This is a genomic window from Gryllotalpicola sp., from assembly GCF_027352875.1.
Lineage (GTDB): Bacteria > Actinomycetota > Actinomycetes > Actinomycetales > Microbacteriaceae > Gryllotalpicola.
This window is the reverse complement of sequence record NZ_DAIEII010000043.1, coordinates 26,444-44,282: the sequence shown is the minus strand read 5'-3', so window position 1 is coordinate 44,282 and position 17,839 is coordinate 26,444. Positions and strand designations below refer to the sequence as shown.

At 61.6% G+C, this 17,839-nt stretch carries 18 protein-coding genes and 1 pseudogene; 3 read left to right on the top strand and 16 right to left on the bottom strand.

From position 1 onward, the window contains the following. Positions 1-140, top strand: a pseudogene (locus M7D61_RS05055) (IS3 family transposase); the annotation flags it as partial. A 90-nt stretch (positions 141-230) separates the two neighbouring features. Here the strand turns inward: M7D61_RS05055 and M7D61_RS05050 are convergent. The 11 genes from M7D61_RS05050 to M7D61_RS05005 form a co-directional block, all read right to left on the bottom strand. Next, the gene (locus M7D61_RS05050; protein ID WP_298228221.1) at positions 231-1,208 is read right to left on the bottom strand and encodes an LLM class flavin-dependent oxidoreductase; all 978 of its coding nucleotides are present in this window, start codon (positions 1,206-1,208) and stop codon (positions 231-233) included. 210 nt (positions 1,209-1,418) lie between these two features. Beyond that, complete coding sequence (locus M7D61_RS09860) at positions 1,419-1,511, bottom strand: hypothetical protein (protein WP_363331885.1); 93 nt, start codon at positions 1,509-1,511, stop codon at positions 1,419-1,421. A gap of 98 nt (positions 1,512-1,609) precedes the next feature. Then, a complete protein-coding gene (locus tag M7D61_RS05045; protein ID WP_298228219.1) occupies positions 1,610-3,049 on the bottom strand; it encodes an amidohydrolase family protein in 1,440 nt (479 codons plus the stop codon). Next, complete coding sequence (locus M7D61_RS05040; RefSeq protein WP_298228217.1) at positions 3,036-4,571, bottom strand: class I adenylate-forming enzyme family protein; 1,536 nt, start codon at positions 4,569-4,571, stop codon at positions 3,036-3,038. The genes M7D61_RS05045 and M7D61_RS05040 overlap by 14 nt, the downstream gene beginning before the upstream one ends. A 66-nt stretch (positions 4,572-4,637) precedes the next feature. Next, positions 4,638-5,942 (bottom strand): CoA transferase, encoded by a 1,305-nt coding sequence (locus M7D61_RS05035; protein ID WP_298228215.1) that lies wholly within the window; start codon positions 5,940-5,942, stop codon positions 4,638-4,640. A 36-nt stretch (positions 5,943-5,978) separates the two neighbouring features. Next, on the bottom strand, positions 5,979-7,133 hold the full coding sequence (locus tag M7D61_RS05030) for a CoA transferase (RefSeq protein WP_298228225.1): 1,155 nt from the start codon (positions 7,131-7,133) through the stop codon (positions 5,979-5,981). Positions 7,134-7,233: 100 nt separating this feature from the next. Then, positions 7,234-8,487: an acyl-CoA dehydrogenase family protein gene (locus M7D61_RS05025; RefSeq protein ID WP_298228213.1), complete on the bottom strand. Its 1,254-nt coding sequence runs from the start codon at positions 8,485-8,487 to the stop codon at positions 7,234-7,236. A 31-nt stretch (positions 8,488-8,518) separates the two neighbouring features. Further along, complete coding sequence (locus tag M7D61_RS05020; protein ID WP_298228211.1) at positions 8,519-9,166, bottom strand: PHP domain-containing protein; 648 nt, start codon at positions 9,164-9,166, stop codon at positions 8,519-8,521. Between the two features lie 87 nt (positions 9,167-9,253). Beyond that, the gene (locus M7D61_RS05015) at positions 9,254-9,679 is read right to left on the bottom strand and encodes a Zn-ribbon domain-containing OB-fold protein (protein ID WP_298228209.1); all 426 of its coding nucleotides are present in this window, start codon (positions 9,677-9,679) and stop codon (positions 9,254-9,256) included. Positions 9,680-9,696: 17 nt separating this feature from the next. Then, positions 9,697-10,881, bottom strand: coding sequence for a thiolase domain-containing protein (locus M7D61_RS05010; protein ID WP_298228207.1), 1,185 nt, complete (start codon positions 10,879-10,881; stop codon positions 9,697-9,699). Between the two features lie 42 nt (positions 10,882-10,923). Then, positions 10,924-11,814 carry an SDR family NAD(P)-dependent oxidoreductase gene (locus tag M7D61_RS05005; protein WP_298228206.1) on the bottom strand — a complete coding sequence of 297 codons (891 nt, stop codon included), beginning with the start codon at positions 11,812-11,814 and terminating at the stop codon, positions 10,924-10,926. Between the two features lie 342 nt (positions 11,815-12,156). Between M7D61_RS05005 and M7D61_RS05000 the strand changes: the two genes are divergently transcribed. Both M7D61_RS05000 and M7D61_RS04995 read left to right on the top strand, forming a co-directional pair. Beyond that, entirely contained in the window at positions 12,157-12,822 is a 666-nt protein-coding gene (locus tag M7D61_RS05000; RefSeq protein ID WP_298228204.1) for a TetR/AcrR family transcriptional regulator, read from the top strand. Positions 12,823-13,066: 244 nt separating this feature from the next. Beyond that, the gene (locus M7D61_RS04995; RefSeq protein WP_298228202.1) at positions 13,067-14,083 is read left to right on the top strand and encodes an MBL fold metallo-hydrolase; all 1,017 of its coding nucleotides are present in this window, start codon (positions 13,067-13,069) and stop codon (positions 14,081-14,083) included. A gap of 19 nt (positions 14,084-14,102) precedes the next feature. Here M7D61_RS04995 and M7D61_RS04990 read toward each other — a convergent pair whose 3' ends face one another. The 5 genes from M7D61_RS04990 to M7D61_RS04970 all read right to left on the bottom strand — a co-directional run bounded on the left by M7D61_RS04990 (position 14,103) and on the right by M7D61_RS04970 (position 17,822). Next, positions 14,103-14,828: a 3-oxoacyl-ACP reductase family protein gene (locus M7D61_RS04990; RefSeq protein WP_298228200.1), complete on the bottom strand. Its 726-nt coding sequence runs from the start codon at positions 14,826-14,828 to the stop codon at positions 14,103-14,105. Between the two features lie 31 nt (positions 14,829-14,859). Next, positions 14,860-15,684, bottom strand: coding sequence for an acyl-CoA thioesterase domain-containing protein (locus M7D61_RS04985; protein WP_298228198.1), 825 nt, complete (start codon positions 15,682-15,684; stop codon positions 14,860-14,862). Positions 15,685-15,745: 61 nt separating this feature from the next. Further along, positions 15,746-16,858 (bottom strand): acyl-CoA dehydrogenase family protein, encoded by a 1,113-nt coding sequence (locus M7D61_RS04980; RefSeq protein WP_298228196.1) that lies wholly within the window; start codon positions 16,856-16,858, stop codon positions 15,746-15,748. Between the two features lie 53 nt (positions 16,859-16,911). Then, on the bottom strand, positions 16,912-17,352 hold the full coding sequence (locus tag M7D61_RS04975) for a MaoC/PaaZ C-terminal domain-containing protein (protein WP_298228194.1): 441 nt from the start codon (positions 17,350-17,352) through the stop codon (positions 16,912-16,914). Next, entirely contained in the window at positions 17,349-17,822 is a 474-nt protein-coding gene (locus M7D61_RS04970) for a MaoC family dehydratase N-terminal domain-containing protein (protein ID WP_298228192.1), read from the bottom strand. The genes M7D61_RS04975 and M7D61_RS04970 overlap by 4 nt, the downstream gene beginning before the upstream one ends. Positions 17,823-17,839: the final 17 nt, after the last annotated feature.

Sequence of the window (17,839 nt, the reverse complement as noted above, 5' to 3'; positions counted from 1 at the left end):
CCCGCCAGGAGCTCCGCCTGGCGATCGTGGTGTGGATCGAGCGGAAATACCACCGGCAGCGCGAGCAAGACCGTCTCGGCGGATTGACCCCGATCGAGTACGAGGACAGAATGAGCCAGCCGCGAGAGCTCGCGGCCTAACTGAAACTGTCACCTACGGCTGCATCACGCCCGTCGTCAGACCGCCAAAGCCTCAGCCCCCGTTTATGAAAGGTGTCTCACACCCACGCATCACTCGGCCAGCGCAGCCCACGTGCCGAACAGCGATGCCGCCGAATCCGCGCCGACCGTGACCGGCGCGAGGACCGGCTCATCAACTCCAGCGCTACGAAGCCGACTCAGACCGGCTTTCACCTCGTCCGCATCGCCGATCAGAGCCACCGCCTCGACCAGTCTCGCACTGACCGCTGCCGCCGCATTTTGTCCGTCGCGTCGGGCTGCGCGTACGGCCTCTACATCGTCCGCATAGCCGTCATCCGCCAGCAAATCACCATAGGCGGAGAGCTGCAGATACGATGAGAGCTGGCCGGCAACCTCACGGTATGCCTCCTCACGAGCTTGTGATCCGGCCACGACGCAAACCGGCACATATGCGGCAGCGGTGAAACGCCGCTCCGTCCTGTTCGCGGCAGCGAGAGCACACAGCCGTGCTGCACGATGCTCGGTCACCCAATTCAAAAGCATCCCGTCCGCGGTTCGCGCGGCAACAGTGACCATTCGTCGCCGGAGGGCTCCGATGAACAGTTCCGGCGGAGTCTCCACGTGCTGCCCCCGCAACTCGAGGATGAGTGGTTCGCCAGCAGCACTACGGTGGTGCAACGTTGCGCTTCGCATCGCTTCGCGCATCGCGACGACCGCGTCGCCAACCGCTTCGGGAGTCGATGGTCCGGGCCATCCGAATTGGCTTGCCGCTGTCTCTCTGTGGCCGGCCCCCAACCCCACAGCGATACGCCCCGGCGCACATTCTGCGAGAGCCGCCGTCGCCATCTCCAGCGCGGGCAATGGGCGCGAAGGCAGAGGTACTACCCCAAGACCGACATCGATGGAATTGGTCTGTGTCGCCACAACCGCTCCGGTTACGAAAGAATCACGCCCGCTTATCTCCGGGAGCCAAATCCGGTCATAGCCAAGACCCTCGACAAGCTTCGCCTGCTCGATGAGTTGAGCTAACGGCGCTCGAGCGGTAAGGGCAGTTGCAAGTCGCGCCACTATGCGCGCCCCCAACTAGTCTGACGATGCGAGTTGCTTCGGCTCTTCCATTGTGAGCGGCACCCCATGGCACTTGGGGTCTGTCTCACCGCCGGGCTTCGTGATCAGCACCTGGGTGCCGCACGTCTCACACGTATACCGCTTTCCGACCTTCAGCATCGTCGCCTATCTTCTTGTAGCTCTAGGAGGTAAATCGCAGAACAGAGGATTCTACTTGAGTACCATGTCGACGTCGTCGCACTGCAATGTGCCATCGCCCGCCTTGGTCACGACCAGTTCCGCGCCGCATACTTCGCACTTCATCCGCTTCCCCGCTTGGTTCATGATAATCAGTCGGGCCCTTTCATGCCGGTTATCGCTGGACTCTTCATTCTTGCACATTCGAACTCCCAGCTGCCCACTCAGCCGACCTCCGGCGACCCCCAGATCGCGTGCCCGCCGACGAATGTCGCCAGCACCTTGGTGTCCTCCAGCAACCGTCGCGGGTCATCACTGAGGAGTACTAGGTCAGCGTTGAGGTGCAGGTTGGAGGCCAACGAACCGCGGCCGCCCTGCCGATCGAGTGCTGAGCCATCCACCTCGGCCCTGTCGGTGACAAGCGCAAGCGCTTCGTCAGGCGTGACTCGCTCTTCCGCGCCCAACGGTTCGGCTCCGCCGGCACGAGGACGGCGATGAACAGCGGCCGCCATCGTTCCCAGCGGAGTGGCCGAAGTGACAGGGCGATCGCTGGCTGCTGCCAGTGGTATCCCCTGCGCCAACACGCTGCGCAGCGGATAAAGCCACTCCTGCTCGACTGCGCTCAGCAACTCACGATATTTTTGTGCGCGCTCTGTCACAAACGCGGGGTTGGTGGTGACAGCGATTCGCCCCGCCCGAATGCGCTCGAGATGACCGGGCAGGGGCAGACCCAGGTGCTCGATGCGATCGCGCCCCCACGTCGGCGGACCGCACTCTTCGATCGCGGCCAACGCCGCTTCCAGCTCATCGGGCTCGGTGGCATGAACGGCGACGGGCCAGCCGTACCCACGCACATGGCGCACGCGCTCAGCGATGCCGTCGGCCGGCGCAGCCACCTTGGCGCCGAGCACCCGCACCGTACCGTGAGTCTGCATACCGCCTTCGCTCCCGGACACTGCCGAAACCTGATCGAAGGCGAGAAGGGCATTGACCCGCTGACGCACCACGCCACGCCGCACCCATTCGTCCATACGCGCGATATCGTCCCACGTGTTTGTCGCGGTCGCGTCCGTCACGCTCGTCACTCCCGCGGCCGCGAGCTCACAGGACAGGTCCGCCAGAGCAGACTCGACTGAGTTCTCGGGCTGACGTGGCATTTTTTGGAGCAGAGCCGCATCTGCGCGAAGTGGCTCCTCTATGGAATTCGATCCGCTGTCGGGATCGGTCAGAATCCGCCATGCAGCCGAGTTGAGGATAACCACTTTCCCAGTCCGATGATGGAGAGCGCAAGGCTGGGATGCAGTGACCGAATCAATCTCGGCAATCGTAGGTGCACGCCTCTCTTTGAGAGTGCTCTCATCCCATCCCCAACCCCGAATCCACCTTCCCTCGAAGTCTCCAGCGCGGCTTCGCAGGGAGGCGAGAAGAGCGGGGATGGAACTCGACGCACTCAGATCGACCGAGAGCTTTGCCGCGGCAGCGGCCCGCAGGTGCAGATGAGAGTCGTGGAACCCGGGCAGGACTACCGATCTGGCGGCATCCCGCCCGGGGCGCAGCGGCCGAATCTGCTGAATCCGCCCATTGGAGACAATCAGTTCGCTTCGCGCTTCGCGAACCCAGTGTCCACGCAGGTAATGCAGCGGGCCGGCTTCAGCCCGCCACATCCGCCACCTGCGGCGGCGCGAACTCTGCGCTCAGTCGGCGGCGGAGAACCTTTCCGGTAGCGGTGCGGGGGAAATCCTCCACCACGTGAATGCGGTCGGGCCTCTTCGCGCCGGACAGGGATGCCTTGCACATCTCGATGAGATCGTCCTCGGTCACGGTCGCTCCCTGCACAAGGCGAACTGCAGCCTCCACGCGCTCACCCCAATGGTCATCGACGACTGGGAAGGCCACCGCTTCTTCGACGTCATTGTGGCGCTCCAGAACTTCCTCGATCTCATTCGGGGAGATATTCTCGCCTCCCCGGATGATCAGGTCGCTTGCCCGGCCTGTGAGGAATAGATAGCCATCCTCGTCGAGATAACCGAGGTCTCCAGTGTGGACCCAGCCCTCGGTGTCCAGAATGACGCGGGCGCCCCCGCCCTTTCCCCGATAGCCGGTCATTGCTCGACCGGTTCGCAGGTACACCTCTCCGGCCACACCGGGAGAAGCCACATTCCCTTCCTCGTCAATCACGCGGATCTCAACATCGGGCAGCGGCTTGCCCACCGAAGTAAGACGGTTCCGTTTGAGTGCGATCTCCTCCGGCGTTCCCTCGAGGCGATGGTCATCGGCACCGAGTACTGTCACCGTTGAGTTGGTTTCGGTCTGCCCGTAGGCGCTGGAGAAAGAGATGCTCTTCGGGAAGCGTTCGAGCATGGCTTCACGGACTGCTGGCGGCATCGGGGCGGCACCGTAGGTCACCATTTCCAGACTGGACAAGTCGAACTGATCGAAGTCGGGGTGCCGTAGGACCAACGAAACCATGGAAGGCACAAGGAATGCGTGGGTGACCTTCCGATTCTGCACGGTTTCGAGCCACTTCCCGGCCTCGAAATCGAAGAGGTACGTCTCACGCCCAGAGAACAGCGAGACATTCAACGCTGACAACCCGGCGATATGGTACAAGGGAGCGGCAAGAGCGACTCTCCCATGGAAGTCCCCGTCAGCTGCCTCCCCCTGACTCATGACGTACTGAGTGAAACCACCGTGGGTGAGCAAGACGCCCTTGGGCAGGGAGGTCGTACCGCTCGTGTAGAGCATGATGGCAACGTCCGAGTCCTCGACTTCGGCAGATTCGGCCTTCGGCTCAAGGTGAGCAGCTCGGGATTTCGCCTCCTCGAGGGTCAGAATCCTGTCACGGGTGATCCCGGCGTCGACGATGCTGTCGACGTAGCGGTCCTCGGTGATCATCAGCGATATTCCCGAGTCGCTCACCAAGTGGCTCAGTTCGCTTCCGCGTGCTCGATAGTTCATTGGCACCACGGTGGCGCCGACCATCAGGACGCCAAAGAATGCGTGAAGGGTGCCGATCTTGTTCGTTGCGAGCAGACCCACAGAATCCCCGCGCTTAACCCCTAGCGACTCGAATAGCGCGGCCTGGCGCGCCGAATTGTCCCTGATTTCCTGGTATGTCTCTTTGCGCTCATCTCCGGAGACTGCCAACTCGTCTCCGATGACTGCCGTCCCGTCGGGCACGATCATTGCGGGGATATCGACAACAAATGACAGATTCACAAAACCTCCATGGGGCTACGCGTGGGTGAACGATTAGAGCGGGTTACCAGCCGGATCCAAGTACGACGTCGCGATATGGCCGTCGCGCTCAGCCTGCGCGTACTGTTCGTCGCTGAACCCGAGGACCCCCTTGTAGACATACTCGTTGTCCATCCCCAGACCACCGATCGGTTCCCACTTCATTTCGGGACCGCTCCACTTCCACTGATGTCCGGGATACAGATGAGTACCAGTTGCATACCCGGTGTTCTCGCGGAGGAACCCGCGAGCCTTCACATGCGGATCAGCAAACACGTCGTCTTCGAGCATGACCGGTCCAGCGGGCACGCCCACGCTCTGCAGGGCGCTGAACACCTCCTGACGGGTCCGCGACCGAGTCCAGTCCGCGATCGCCGCATCGATGTCGTCCTGCGCGGCAAGTCGGCCCGCCTGAGTGGAGAACCGGTCGTCACCTGCCCAGTCGGGATTGCCCATCGCCTCGACCGCACGGCGCCATTCACCATCGTCCCGGATTGTGATGGTCACGAATCGATCGTCTTCGCTGGTCGGATAAGCGCCTTGCACGAAGTTGCGGTCGCGGTTGGTCAGTGGCGGGTTGTCGTACCCGTTGGCTGCGGCATCGATGAACATCTCACCGATATGGTTCATCTCGTTCTCCACTTGAGGGAGCACGACGATCTCACCCTGCCCCGTCTTCTCCCGACGACGCAACGCCGCCATCACGGCAAAAGCGCCGATGGACCCTGCGGCCGGGTCCATCTGGAACACGCTGGTCGTCGTAGCCGGCGCGCTGTCGGCGTAGCCGCGGACAGCGGTGATCCCCGAGAACGCCTCGAAGTGTGCGCCGAATCCCAGATAGGAAGAATATGGTGCGCCGATGCCGGCAGGAGGCATGCGCAACAGGATGAGCCTGGGATTGGCCTCGTGAAGGGTCTCCCAATCGATACCCAAGTTTCCCAGCACGGCGACGTTGTTGTTCTCCACGAATACGTCCGACATCTTGGCCAACTCGATGAAGATCTCGCGTCCGGACTCCTTGCGCAGGTCCAGCGTCATGAGCTTCTTACCACGCGCATGCCAGTTGAACATCGCGTGGCGGTCCTGCGGGCGTTCGCCGGTCTGACCGTCGGGGTAGGCCCGGCCCATCGTTCCCATCATTTCCATCTGCGCCTCGGTGGGACGAACCACCAGACCGCGAGTGCTGCTCGGGAAGAGCCACGGGTTGTCGACGCGGATGACCTCGGCGCCGAGATCGGACAACAACATTGTGACGGTCGGACCGGACCAGACCACGGTTATGTCAAGGACGCGGAGCCCTTCAAGAGGAAGATGAGCCATGATACTCCTTCGTATAGCTCTATCGGTTACGGGGACTCAACCGGAAAACGTGGACAGGATGGCGTCGGTGTGTTCACCGAGCCGCGGTGCTGCGGAAGGCGCCCACCCGCCGTCAATTTCGAACGGGGCCCCGGGATGGACAACGGTACCAATCGGGTGCGTCACCTCGGTGAAGAACCCACGCGCCTTGTAGTGCGGATCTTCGATCACTTCAGTCGGTGTCTTGATCGCTGTCAGGGGCCACTTGTTGTGTTGCGCGTCCTCCATGGCCTGCTGTTTGGTACGCGAGAGCAGCCAGGGATACAATGCCTCGTCGATCGCTTCCTTCGTCTCCATCGTCGCGAACATCGCTGGGTTCTGCGCCACTTTTGCGAAGTAGGCATTTAGATCATCGTCTGCGAGGGCTGCCATCATTCGCGGCAACCACGCCTGAGTCACAACCGTCTGTACGTAACCGTCCTCAGTGGGGAATGCGCCATTGGGCAGGATACCTCCCAACACGTTCCCACGGCCGGTCACCTCACCGTTGTAGGCATGGGCAAGCAGGAACGTGGTGCGCCGATCAGAGGAGCTCAAGCCGGTCTCGAATCCCGAGATGTCGACGTGCACCGGCTCACCTTGACCCTCTGCTACGAGGAACGCAGCCATGGTGGCAGTGGCTGCCGTGTTCCCAGTCTGGTAGACGGACATGTATCCACCCAGCTTGACCGGCACATCGTCCTCGGAGCCGTTGCCCGCCATCGGTCCACCCATGCCGTAATAGATGAGTTCCGAGCCCTCATACTGCGCGTACGGCCCGTCCTGCCCGAACGGGGTGACGCTTGTCATCACAAGCTTCGGCTGGACCTTCACCAGGTCGTCGAAGCCGAGCCCCATTGCAGCGAGTGCGCCGGGCTTGAGCGACTCGACGACGACGTCTGCGGTCGCGACCAGCTTCAGCAGAGTGTCACGAGCCGGCTGACCCTCAAGGTCGAGCACGACAGACTTCTTGCTCGTGTTCGTATGCAAGAACACGGCCGAGCCATTCTCATTCGGCACGTTGCCGATGAACGGGGCCATCCCGCGAACCGGGTCACCCGTGGGCGGCTCGATCTTGATCACCTCGGCGCCGTAGTCTGCGAATAGTTTCGTCGCATAGTCGGCGGCTATTCCGCCGCCTATCTCTAGCACTCGGATTCCTTCAAAAAGCATCATCGCTTCTTTCGCTATGGGGCTGAAATTGAGGTACTGGCTGTGCCATGCGCTGGCTTAGTCAGAGGGGTGGCGTAAGGCCGCCCCTCTGGTCGTTCCGTCAAACGTTAACAAGATCCCGGAACGGACCGCTATCTAACTTTGGCTCTTTCGGAAGACCGAGCAACTGCTCACCGATGATGTTTCGCTGAACTTGAGAGGTTCCCGCATAGATGGTGGCGGCCCTTGCCGACAACGCCGTTTCCACCCAGGCCTGGGAGGTATTGGGCGTGCCCACGTCTGCAGTCTGAAGAGCACCGCCTGCTCCCACACCGGACGGAGCGATCGCGTCCATTCCGAGGATCTCCAGTGCAAGTTCGGTGTAGCGCTGGAAGTATTCGCTCCACACCAACTTTGCAATCGCTGCATCCGCCCCCGGGTTTTCGCCCTTGAGGAACTTCGTCAGCGTCTGGTAGCCACGGGCCTGCATGATGGCGACGCGGCTATAGCACCAAGCGAGGAGCTCCCGAACCTTGGGGTCCTTGTTCTTCCCCGTCGTCTTTGCGAGCTCGAACAACCTGTCAAGATCGTTCTTGAAGCGGATGGCGTCTGTGGTAGCGCCGGAACCGCGCTCGAAGCCGAGCAAGGTCATGGCGACCTTCCACCCTTGATTCACCGGGCCGACGATGTTCTCTTCCGCCGTGCGTGCGTCGGTGAAGAAGACCTGATTGAAGATGTGCCCGCCAGCCATGTTGATAATCGGCTGCACCTCGACCCCTGGTTGGTCCATCGGGATCAGCAGGAGGCTGATACCGCGGTGCTTCTCAGCATCGGGATCGGTGCGCACCAGAGTGAAGATGTGGTCAGCCAGGTGACCGGCCGAGGTCCAGATCTTCGAACCGTTGACCACCCATTCCCCGTTTTCCAACACAGCGCTGGTCCGCAGGCCAGCCAGGTCAGAACCCGCACCGGGCTCCGAGTACCCCTGGCACCACCTGTCCTCGCCGGAGAGAATCCGAGGCAGGTAGTGAGCCTTCTGCGCATCGGTGCCCCAGACGGTAAGCGTGTTGCCCAGAAGGTTGATGCCGAACATGTCGTTCTCATCCCCGGACGGCACCCCATACCGAGCGAATTCTTCGGCGATCACTACCTGCTCGATCGCGCTCAGCCCCGGTCCGCCGTACTCTTTCGGCCAAGACACGGCAAGCAGCTGCTCGTCAGCGAGCACCTTCCGCCAGTGCTTCATGAAAGCTTTGCGCTCAGCCTCATCAGAGATCGCTCCGAGACCCTTCCATCCGGAAGGCACGGCACCCTCGATAATCCCGCGAACGCGAGTGCGATACTCCTCGGCCTCAGGCGGGTACGTCAGATCCATTGTTGCGTCCTTTCATCATGTCGACGGTTCCTCACGCGGATTCGTGCTCTATATCCGCACTCGTTCGAAACCGTCTGCTGTGAGCATACCGGTGCCCTTTTATTGAGGCACCGTGCAGGGACCGGATATATCCGTCTCGGTCCGAGAACTCATCCAATTCCATGAAGACAGCACCGATCCCCTCGGGATCATGCGCGTCAGAGCCGGCACCACCCGGCACGCCAAATTCGGCGGCGGCCGCCAGCGCGAGTTCGTTGACAGACTCGTCAGGTACCTTGGCGTTGTAGATCTCGACGACGTCGAGCAGGCCGGACTCAGCAAGCTGATCGAGCCCACGCCGACCCAGCCCAGATCGAACCGGATCGAACGGATGGGGAACGTAGACCACGCCGCCCTGATCCCTAATGCGCGCTGCCGCCTCTGAAAGAGGCAGAACATAGGGGACTCGCTCGGTAAGGAACAACCCCACGATCTCACCGAGAGGCGTGCGGATCTCCTCGCCGACCACAACCCGCACCCCGTAATCGGTAGCCATCTCCTGCATTCGCTTCGCCGTGTCCACAACGTGGTGATCGGTAACGGCAATGACATCCAGGGCGGCCGAACGCGCACACTGAAGCATTTGCTCCGGAGTGGTGACCGCATCCCCGGAGTAGACCGTGTGGAGATGGCAGTCCATTCGGAAACGCCCAAGCCCGGCCCTACCAGTGGTATACGGATGTCGCGCGACTACGCCCGCGCGAGTCAAATCGGTGCCGTCCAACGCTTAACCGATGGGTTCAAATTCGGGCAAAGATACTGTCTCCTTGTCGTTCCACGCTACCCTCACCCGGGTTCCAATGGAGACCGCATCGACATCGACGTTCGTCAGCCTTGTCAGCATCCGGAAGCCCTCGTCAAGATCTACGTATGCAACAGCGTAGGGCACCAATTCCGCGAATCCAGGCATCCTGTTGTCGCGTACAACACTGTAGGTATACAGCGTTCCCTTACCGGCGGACTCACGCCACTCGAGATCCAGACTGAGGCAGTGAACGCAGTGCGACCGCGGATAAAAGACGATTCCTTCGCACTTGGTGCATACCTGATAGGTCAGCTTGTGCTCCGCCGTCGACTTCCAGAATTGCGCGGTGTCCGGCTCATCAAGACTGGGCAGGAGTGTAGGCGCTTGCTCCATGATTTCATCGAACACGATATACCCCGTTCCGATCAGTTTCCCAGGATGATGGTGCCGCCGGCATGGACGGCTCCGAGCCGTCCGCCATTGCCATGGGCGACTGCGTACTTGGCGCCTTCCCTCTGCGAGGTGGACTCGCCCCGCAGCTGCCTGACCGCTTCGATGAGAAGAAAAATGCCGCGCATGCCCGGGTGATTCGAGAACAGCCCGCCGCCGTCCGTGTTTAGTGCAGGGGCTCCGAGTCGGTCCCACCGCAGCCGCCCTCCTTCCACGAATGCACCGCCCTCGCCCTTCTTGCAGAAGCCGAGATCCTCGAGGCAGGTCAGCACCGTGATCGTGAAGGAGTCGTAGATCATCGCGACGTCCATCTGATCCGGGCGCAGTCCCGCCTCATTGAACGCCGCCGGCCCGGACTGCGCTGCGCCGGAGATCGTGATGTCATTTTTGTTGTCGACAAATCCGATCCCCTCACCGGCGCCAAGGATCCACACCGGCTTCTTGCGGGTGCTCTTGGCAACCTCCTCCGAGGCGATGACCACGGCGCCGCCGCCGTCCGAGATCATGCAGCATTCCAGCCGATGCAGCGGATCAGCGATCATCTTGCCGTTGACCACATCCTCGACCGTGATTTCACCGATGTCCCGGAACCTGAGATCGGTCATGGCCCGCACAGCGTCCGGGTTGCGCATCGCATGCGCGCGAGTGGTGACCGAGATCGCTGCCAATTGCTCGGGAGTCGTGCCGTACTGGTGCATATGACGGTTGGCGACCATCCCATAGTTCGAAATCAGCGTCTGCCCCCACGGAACTTCCATGTTCGCCGCCGGATCTTTCGCCCCGCCGATGGCACCGGTTCCGGTGCCGATCGCGAATGCCTGGCTACGCGCCGTCGATCCGTAGGTGATTAGCGCTACATTCGCCCGACCAGCGCGAATCGCGTCACGAGCATGGCCGGCGTGGAACTCGAACGAACTGCCACCGACAGCCGTCGTGTCCGTGATGCGGGGGTGCAGATCGAAATACTCCTGAATTCCCAGCCCCGGGAAGCTGCTGGCGTCACCCGAGTCGTAGACGGCGTCCACATCCTTCCAGGTAAGGCCCGCGTCCTCGAGCGCGGCGGAAGCACTTGCCGCCTTGATCTGAAGGGCGGACTTTCCTGGTACCAACCGATCTGGATATTCGTGGATGCCGACGATTGAGGCGTTTCTCTCAGTCATGTTCCTTGTTCCAACCTTCGTATAGCCAGTTGGGCAGATGCGTCAGGCGATGCCCGCAAGGCCCTGCTTCTCGGGGTGGAACGCGCGGGGGAACGATTCGAAGATCCCATCGATGGTCCAGGGGTCTTGAGAAACCAGCACCGATTCGGGGTGGTAGTTCTCGTAGAGCGTGACTCGGCCGCCCTGCGCGCCCACGACGCGGCCGTTCAGCCAACTCGACTCCTCACTGGCCAGGTAGGTCACCGGATAGGCGATCGCGGACGGAGCCAAGTCGGCGAGATTGATGCCCATCTCGGCGGCGCGTTCCGGCGGAATGGTGCCGGTCATGCGCGTCGATGCCGCGGGTGCGATCGCGTTCGAAGTGACGCCGTAGCGGTCGAGCGCGTGTGCGCACGAAAGAGTGAAGCCGACGATTCCCAGCTTGGCCGCCGCGTAGTTGGGCTGTCCGGGCGCGCCGAAGAGTCCTGCCCCAGACGTGAAGTTGATCAGCCGATACTGACCCTCTCCACGGTGCTCGCGCCAGTACACCGCAGCGTGCTTGCTCGTGTTGAAAGTGCCCGTCAAATGCACGTTCAGCACCGCCTGCCAGTCCTCCGGGCTCAGGTTGACCAGCATTCGGTCACGAAGGATTCCAGCGACGTTCACAAGAATGTCAAGCTTGCCAAACGTGTCGATCGCGGTCTGCACGATTCCGCCGGCGGAGTCATAATCGCTGACATCGCCGCCGTTTACGACCGCCTCGCCCCCGTTCGCAATAATCTCGTTGACTACCCCTTGTGCGGGCCCGACGTTTGCACCCGTCCCATCAACCTGTGCCCCCAGATCGTTCACCACGACCTTCGCGCCCTCGCTCGCGAACAGTTTCGCGATCTCAGCGCCAATTCCGCCACCCGCTCCGGTAACAACGGCGACACGGTTATTTAGACGTCCCACGACATTCCTCCATCGGAAATTTGCTGTATTGCCTGGCGCTCCGCGAGGCCCCGACGATGCATACGCTCGGCATCGTCGTCGTGCTCGCTTGGGAGTTCTCTCTCGAGTAATCTACCCCATGGGTACAGTTCTCGCTACTCGGGTACTGGGGGTACCCGCACTCGGCCGGTGCCTGACGCCGGCGAGACAGGCGCCTCGGAAGGCCTCCATGCGCCAGCTCACTGCGGAGGAAGGGTCCAACCAGGAGCAGACGGACAGGGCCGCGACGGCCGTCAGTTCCAGCAGAAACCAATATTTGCAGTTTTCTTGGCGCAAATGCAGACCGACCGGAGGATGTGCAACATGCCAGATAGTCAAGTCCGTACCGCGAGCCTGTTCGGCGTGGATGAGACGCTGGCAATGACCGCACGCAGAGCCAAAACACCCGACCTCGAGACAATGGTCCGAGTGGCGGCCAATCTGTTTCATCTGCACGGCTATCAGAACACCACAATGCAAATGATCGCCAGTGAACTGGGCATCGCGAAGCCGACTCTGTATGCACACGCGAAGAGCAAGGGTTTCCTGCTCGGCCAGGTCTTCCAGCGCGTCCTCCACCGTGCGGACACCGTCGTCTCAGAGGCCTTTTCCAAGGCCGACCCCCTCGAGGGGGTAACGTGCCTCATCGATGGGCAGATCCGCTTGTCAATGATGTATCGCGACTACTACGGCGTCATTTATGGCGACCAACGCGAACTCCCCAGAGATCTCGACGACGCATATCAAGCCTGGATGAGGGCCTTCGTGGCGAACGTGAGCGGCCTCATTGAACGCGGTCAGCAGGCCGGCGTAATACGGGATGACATCGCGCCCGTAGTAGCCGCGCAAGCGATCATCGGCATCACGGGATGGTCGGCCCGGTGGTTTCGACCTCACCCCAGTCTCACACTGGATTCTGCGAGCCGCCAGATCACTGCTCTGGTGCTCGGTGGACTCAGCGCTGACGACTCTGTTGCAGGAAACCGCTGAATAAAAGTGTGAGAGACACCGGCATGTCACCGATGCTGCGGGCCCAATCGATCGGCTCAATCCCCGGTCGGCGAGTGGGCGAAGTTCCTGCTCGGGCCCCGTCCGAGCGTGCGGGGGGTCTCCCCCAACGGCGCCTCCGCATCGAAGCGCCTCGACTTGGCGATTCGCTCGCCGGACTGGGCCGACGGGCCGGGGCCGAGACGCTGGACAACGAGGTAGAAGCCCAGGCCGGTAGCCTGGGCCAGTGAGCCTACAGCCTAATCACAGTCAGTTTGAAGCGTGGGTAAGTCATCATCTTCCCGACACTTTGCAGGTCGAAGAGGGCGTGTGGGCGGCACCGTTGCCCCTGAAGGGCGACCAGTACGTTAGACACACCTATACCTATCTCGTCCTTGACGACCGGGGGTCGGTGCATGTCATTGATCCGGGCTGGAACACAGTAGACAATCGCACAAGGCTGGAGGCGTCGTTCGGCCAGATCGGCAAACGTCTCACGGATGTGAAGACCATCGTGTCTACCCACCTTCATCCGGATCACACCGGGCTCGCGTCTTGGCTGCAGTCGCAGAGCGGGGCGCCTATCCTTATGCACCGAGCTGAAGCTGACGCGACCGAGAGCGGGCCGTCGATGTCTATCGCAGTGGGCTTTTCCAAGCGGCTTCGCTCGTGGGGCGCGCCGTGGGCGGAACGAACAAAGCTCTACATCGAGCTGTGGAGACAGCGACAACTGAAGGACGAGATAAGCGCGCGAGCCGACGTTCGCCTCGAGCATGACGATGTGCTCGACATTCCCGGCCGACGGGTACGCGTGCTGCACACGCCCGGGCACACGGAGGGCAGCATCTGCCTCTACGACGAGGACACGCGGTCCCTGTTTAGCGGTGACACGCTGTTGCCAATGGTGCACCCTGGTATTGGGCTGAGCGGCGGACCCCAGTCTTCGCGCCAGAACCCTCTCGCACGCTATTTCGACTCATTAGAAGCGCTCACTCGCCTGGATGTCGACATGGTTCACCCGGGCCACGGGTATTCCTTCCAGGGACTGCCCGACCGCATCGAAGAAACGGCAGGGCATCATCGGCGGCGCTCCGACGAAGTGCGGTCCATCCTGCTTTCTGAACCCGACATCACTTTGTGGCGCGCTGCCGAGAAGGTGCACTGGACGGCCGGTTGGGCGAACCTTCACGGGTTCATGCGACTCTCCGCTGTCGCCCAAACGGCGATGCACGTCGACTATCTCCGCAGCTACCCTGCCGAGTGAACGCCTCGGTGTGGAGCCGTCATAAAGACAGACCGCCATCCACAGGGATCACCGCACCGGTGACGAAGCGCGCTGCAGGTGAGACCAGCCACGCCACCACGGATGCGATGTCCTCAGGTTCCCCGGGGCGCGCCAAGGGTGTCGCTGAGATATTGGCCTCGATGATCTCCGCAGGTAAAGCCAAGGTCATATCGGTGAGCACGAAGCCTGGCGCGACGGCGTTCACGGTGATGCCATCCGGCGCGAACTCGCGGGCGAGCGATTTCGTCAGCGACAAAAGACCACCTTTGGCGGCGGCGTAGTTGACCTGCCCGACATTCCCGCCCATCCCCACGATCGACGAGACGTTGACGATAGCACCTCTCGGCGACTCGGCAAGTGCGGTAGCTCCTGCGCGGGAGCAACTGAAGGCACCTCCAAGGTCCACGGCAAGAACATCGGCCCAGTCCGCGTCGGTCATACGCCGGATGCGGTGATCGCGAGCGATGCCAGCGTTATTGATCAGCGCGTCCAGGCGTCCGAAGCGGTCGAGCGCTGCCTGGACATACCTCTCGCCGGCGCTCAACTCACGCAAGTCAGCTCCGACCGAGATCGCGGATCCGCCTGACTCCACCACTTCCGTCACAGTCGCTTCCGCGCCCTGACGATCCCCGTAATAGCCGGCGACCACGTTGAAACCGGCGCCGGCAAGATCCAGGGCAATCGCCTTCCCTATGCCGCGCGATGCTCCGGTGACCAGAGCCACCGGCCGAGGGTCTATGACAGTCATTGAACCCTCATGTCTTCGAGCGGAACATACCCTCTTGAGCAGTACTCACGACGCGCCCGCGATCGGTGGCACTGATGCCGCCGATAGCGAAGCCTCGCCCACGTGAAGCGACCGGAGAATACTGGTCATAGAGCAGCCACTCAGTCACCGAGAACGGACGGTGGAACCACATTGCATGATCGAGTGAGGTCGCCCGAATCCCGGGGGACCACATAAAGGCACCATGAGGTAGCAGGACAGGTGTCAGGAATGAAAGATCTGAAACATAGCCCAGCACCGCCGCATTGAGAACCGGATCCTCAGGTAGGTCCTTAGTGAACCGGAACCAGAACTGATTGTGCGGCGGCAGGCCCTCGGGCACATGGCCCATCGGCGGCCAGGGTCCGCCCCATCGGATGTCGAAGTCGTCCCACTCGGTGCCGAAGCCCATAGTGGACCGCATCCCCTCCATGAACGAGGGGAGTTCGTCCGGCGCACGATTGGAGGGCTGTTCCTCGGCGTGCTCAAACCCCGGTTCACCCGTGTGAAACGACACATCCGCAACCCAGATCTGATGACCGTCCTGCAACCCCACTACCCGGCGGGAACTGAAGGACCGCCCATCTCGAGTCCGCTGCACCTCATAGTGAACAGGACGACGACCATCGCCAGCGTGCAGGAAGTAGCCGTGCAGTGAGTTGACCTCGCGCCCCTCAACGGTCCTGCCCGCAGCCACCACAGATTGTCCGACGAGCTGACCACCAAACAAGTGCTGGATCATTCCCGAGGAGGACCCGACAAAAGCGTCGCTTCCTTTCGGTTCGACATTGAGAAGATCCAACAACGACGCCACGCAATACCTCTGTTCCTTGAGTCACTCGATTCTCAGCGGGAGGACCGCCGCGAGGCTGCGATCAGACTCCGAGTCGGTCCGCCAGTTCTAGCCAAGTGTCAGTCGTCGAACCGAGCAACAATTCGGTGGACTTGGCCTTGCGGTAGTACAGCTGTGCGTCATGATCCCAGGTGAAGCCGATACCACCGTGGACCTGCACAGTCCAGGAAGCAGTGAAAGCAAAGCCAGCTGCCGCAGTCGCCTTAGCCACGAGCGCGGCGGTCGGGAACTCATCCTGTCCTTCAGCGCCGACGTACGCCGCATACCAGGTAGCAGCACGTGCGGTGTCCAACTCAACTGCCATCTCGGAAAGACGGTGCTTGATTCCCTGGAACGAGCCGATCGCGCGACTGAACTGGTTACGAACCTTGGCGTATTCAACCGCCATGGTCATCGAGGCCTCCATCGCACCGACCATTTCTGCAGCAAGAAGCGTTGCAGCCACGTCGAGCACATGCGAGATGCGGTCCCAGCTACCCGGCTCGCCGAGAGCAGTCGCCGAAACATTGTCTAGTTCGAGCGTCGCCATGGGACGCGTCAGGTCAAGTGTCGTCTGCTTCGTGCGAGTGAGGCCCGATGCATCGCCGTCAACGATATACAGTCCGTACTGATCTCCGGACTTCGCGACCACGATGACCTTGTCCGCCGTGTGGCCGTCGATGACGAACGACTTCGTACCGCTCAGGGTGGCGGTTTCTCCACTTCCGACCGCAACCATCTCGACGCCGTCCGGTCCCCAGTTGCCGGAAGGCTCGGTGAGGGCTGTCGTCAGGGTGACTTCGCCTGCAGCGATGCTCGGGAGCAGCTCCTGCTTCTGCGTCTCCGAGCCAAACGTCAGGATCGGAACCACACCGAACGCCGTGGTTGCAAAGAACGGCGAAGGGACGATGCCGCGGCCGAGCTCCTCCATGACGATCATGGCCTCCACCAGTGTTGCCCCTGCGCCGTCGTACTCTTCGGGCACCAGCAACGCGGGCAGGCCCGCCTGTTCGGCGAACTGCTTCCACAAGCCCTCATCCCATCCGGCCTCGGTCTTGACGACCTCCCGGACACTCTTGATCGGAGAGCGATCGGAGATCATCCGCCGCAGGCTCTTCTGGAACTCCAGCTGCTCGTCACTAAGTTCGAACTGCATCTACTACAACTCTCTCTACTCGGGATGTTGCGGCCACGACGAGCCGCGACTTGCTAGCGCGCGAGGACTCCGGTCGCCCACGCCTGGACTTTGACGTCGGTGCCATCTTCATTGGTGACGGTGATCTTGGCCTTGACTGCGGTGCCGTCCGGCCCGGGTTCCACCTCAGTCAATTCGCCCTGAATCTTCAGCACTTCGCCGGGCCACACCTGGCTGCGAAAACGCGTTCCGAAACTTGTCAGATTCTTCAGACCGATCCAGTCAGATGCCAGCCGTGACGACAGGCCCCCTTGGAACAGGCCCATCGCGAATACCGACGGAAGCCCGATGGACAATGCCCAGGCCTCATCGTGGTGGATGGGGTTGAAGTCGCCACCCGCACCGGCGTACTTGACGATGTCAGTACGAGTGATCGGCCCAACAGTATAAACGGGAGAGGTCAATCCAACCACTGCTTCAGCTGCCCTCAACGGCTTCATTGTCTCATTGCTCATTTTTCGCCGCCTCCGACGACAGCGGCCGTCTCAATGACTGTCGACTCTTCAGTAACAACAGGCTGCCCGTTCTGGTCCCGATACTCGGTCCCCAGCTTGACGAAGGTCATCACGCCGCCGCGACCACCGGGCTTTTGCTCCACGCTTACTACCTTGGTCTCGCCGGTGAGGACATCACCCACCACGGGTGTCCGGTGAAAGGTCCACTGCTGCTCGCCGTGGAGAACCCTGGCCAAGTCCAGCCCGAGCGACGAGAACGTACCGTCGCCCTCCTGAAAGTGCGCAGCGACCACAGTGTATGTCGGCGGGGCTGGAATTGCCGAAAACCCAGCCTTCGCGGCCGCAGCAGAGTCCCGATAGACAGGATTGGGGTCTTGGATGCTCTTGGCGAACTCGCGCACCTTGCCCGCCTCAATAGGAAACGTCACTGTTCCCAGGACCTTTCCGACCAATTCGTTGCCATGCTCCATTTAGTAATATCTCCACT

Coding starts and splice junctions, on each gene's coding strand:
- M7D61_RS05010 (WP_298228207.1), bottom strand. CDS start 10,881: ATGACTGAGAGAAACGCCTCAATCGTCGGCATCCACGAATATCCAGAT.
- M7D61_RS04980 (WP_298228196.1), bottom strand. CDS start 16,858: ATGCAGTTCGAACTTAGTGACGAGCAGCTGGAGTTCCAGAAGAGCCTG.
- M7D61_RS05030 (WP_298228225.1), bottom strand. CDS start 7,133: ATGCTTTTTGAAGGAATCCGAGTGCTAGAGATAGGCGGCGGAATAGCC.
- M7D61_RS04970 (WP_298228192.1), bottom strand. CDS start 17,822: ATGGAGCATGGCAACGAATTGGTCGGAAAGGTCCTGGGAACAGTGACG.
- M7D61_RS05040 (WP_298228217.1), bottom strand. CDS start 4,571: ATGATCGTGCCCGACGGGACGGCAGTCATCGGAGACGAGTTGGCAGTC.
- M7D61_RS05045 (WP_298228219.1), bottom strand. CDS start 3,049: ATGTGGCGGGCTGAAGCCGGCCCGCTGCATTACCTGCGTGGACACTGG.
- M7D61_RS05035 (WP_298228215.1), bottom strand. CDS start 5,942: ATGGCTCATCTTCCTCTTGAAGGGCTCCGCGTCCTTGACATAACCGTG.
- M7D61_RS04975 (WP_298228194.1), bottom strand. CDS start 17,352: ATGAGCAATGAGACAATGAAGCCGTTGAGGGCAGCTGAAGCAGTGGTT.
- M7D61_RS05020 (WP_298228211.1), bottom strand. CDS start 9,166: ATGGACTGCCATCTCCACACGGTCTACTCCGGGGATGCGGTCACCACT.
- M7D61_RS05000 (WP_298228204.1), top strand. CDS start 12,157: ATGCCAGATAGTCAAGTCCGTACCGCGAGCCTGTTCGGCGTGGATGAG.
- M7D61_RS09860 (WP_363331885.1), bottom strand. CDS start 1,511: ATGAAGTGCGAAGTATGCGGCGCGGAACTGGTCGTGACCAAGGCGGGC.
- M7D61_RS05025 (WP_298228213.1), bottom strand. CDS start 8,487: ATGGATCTGACGTACCCGCCTGAGGCCGAGGAGTATCGCACTCGCGTT.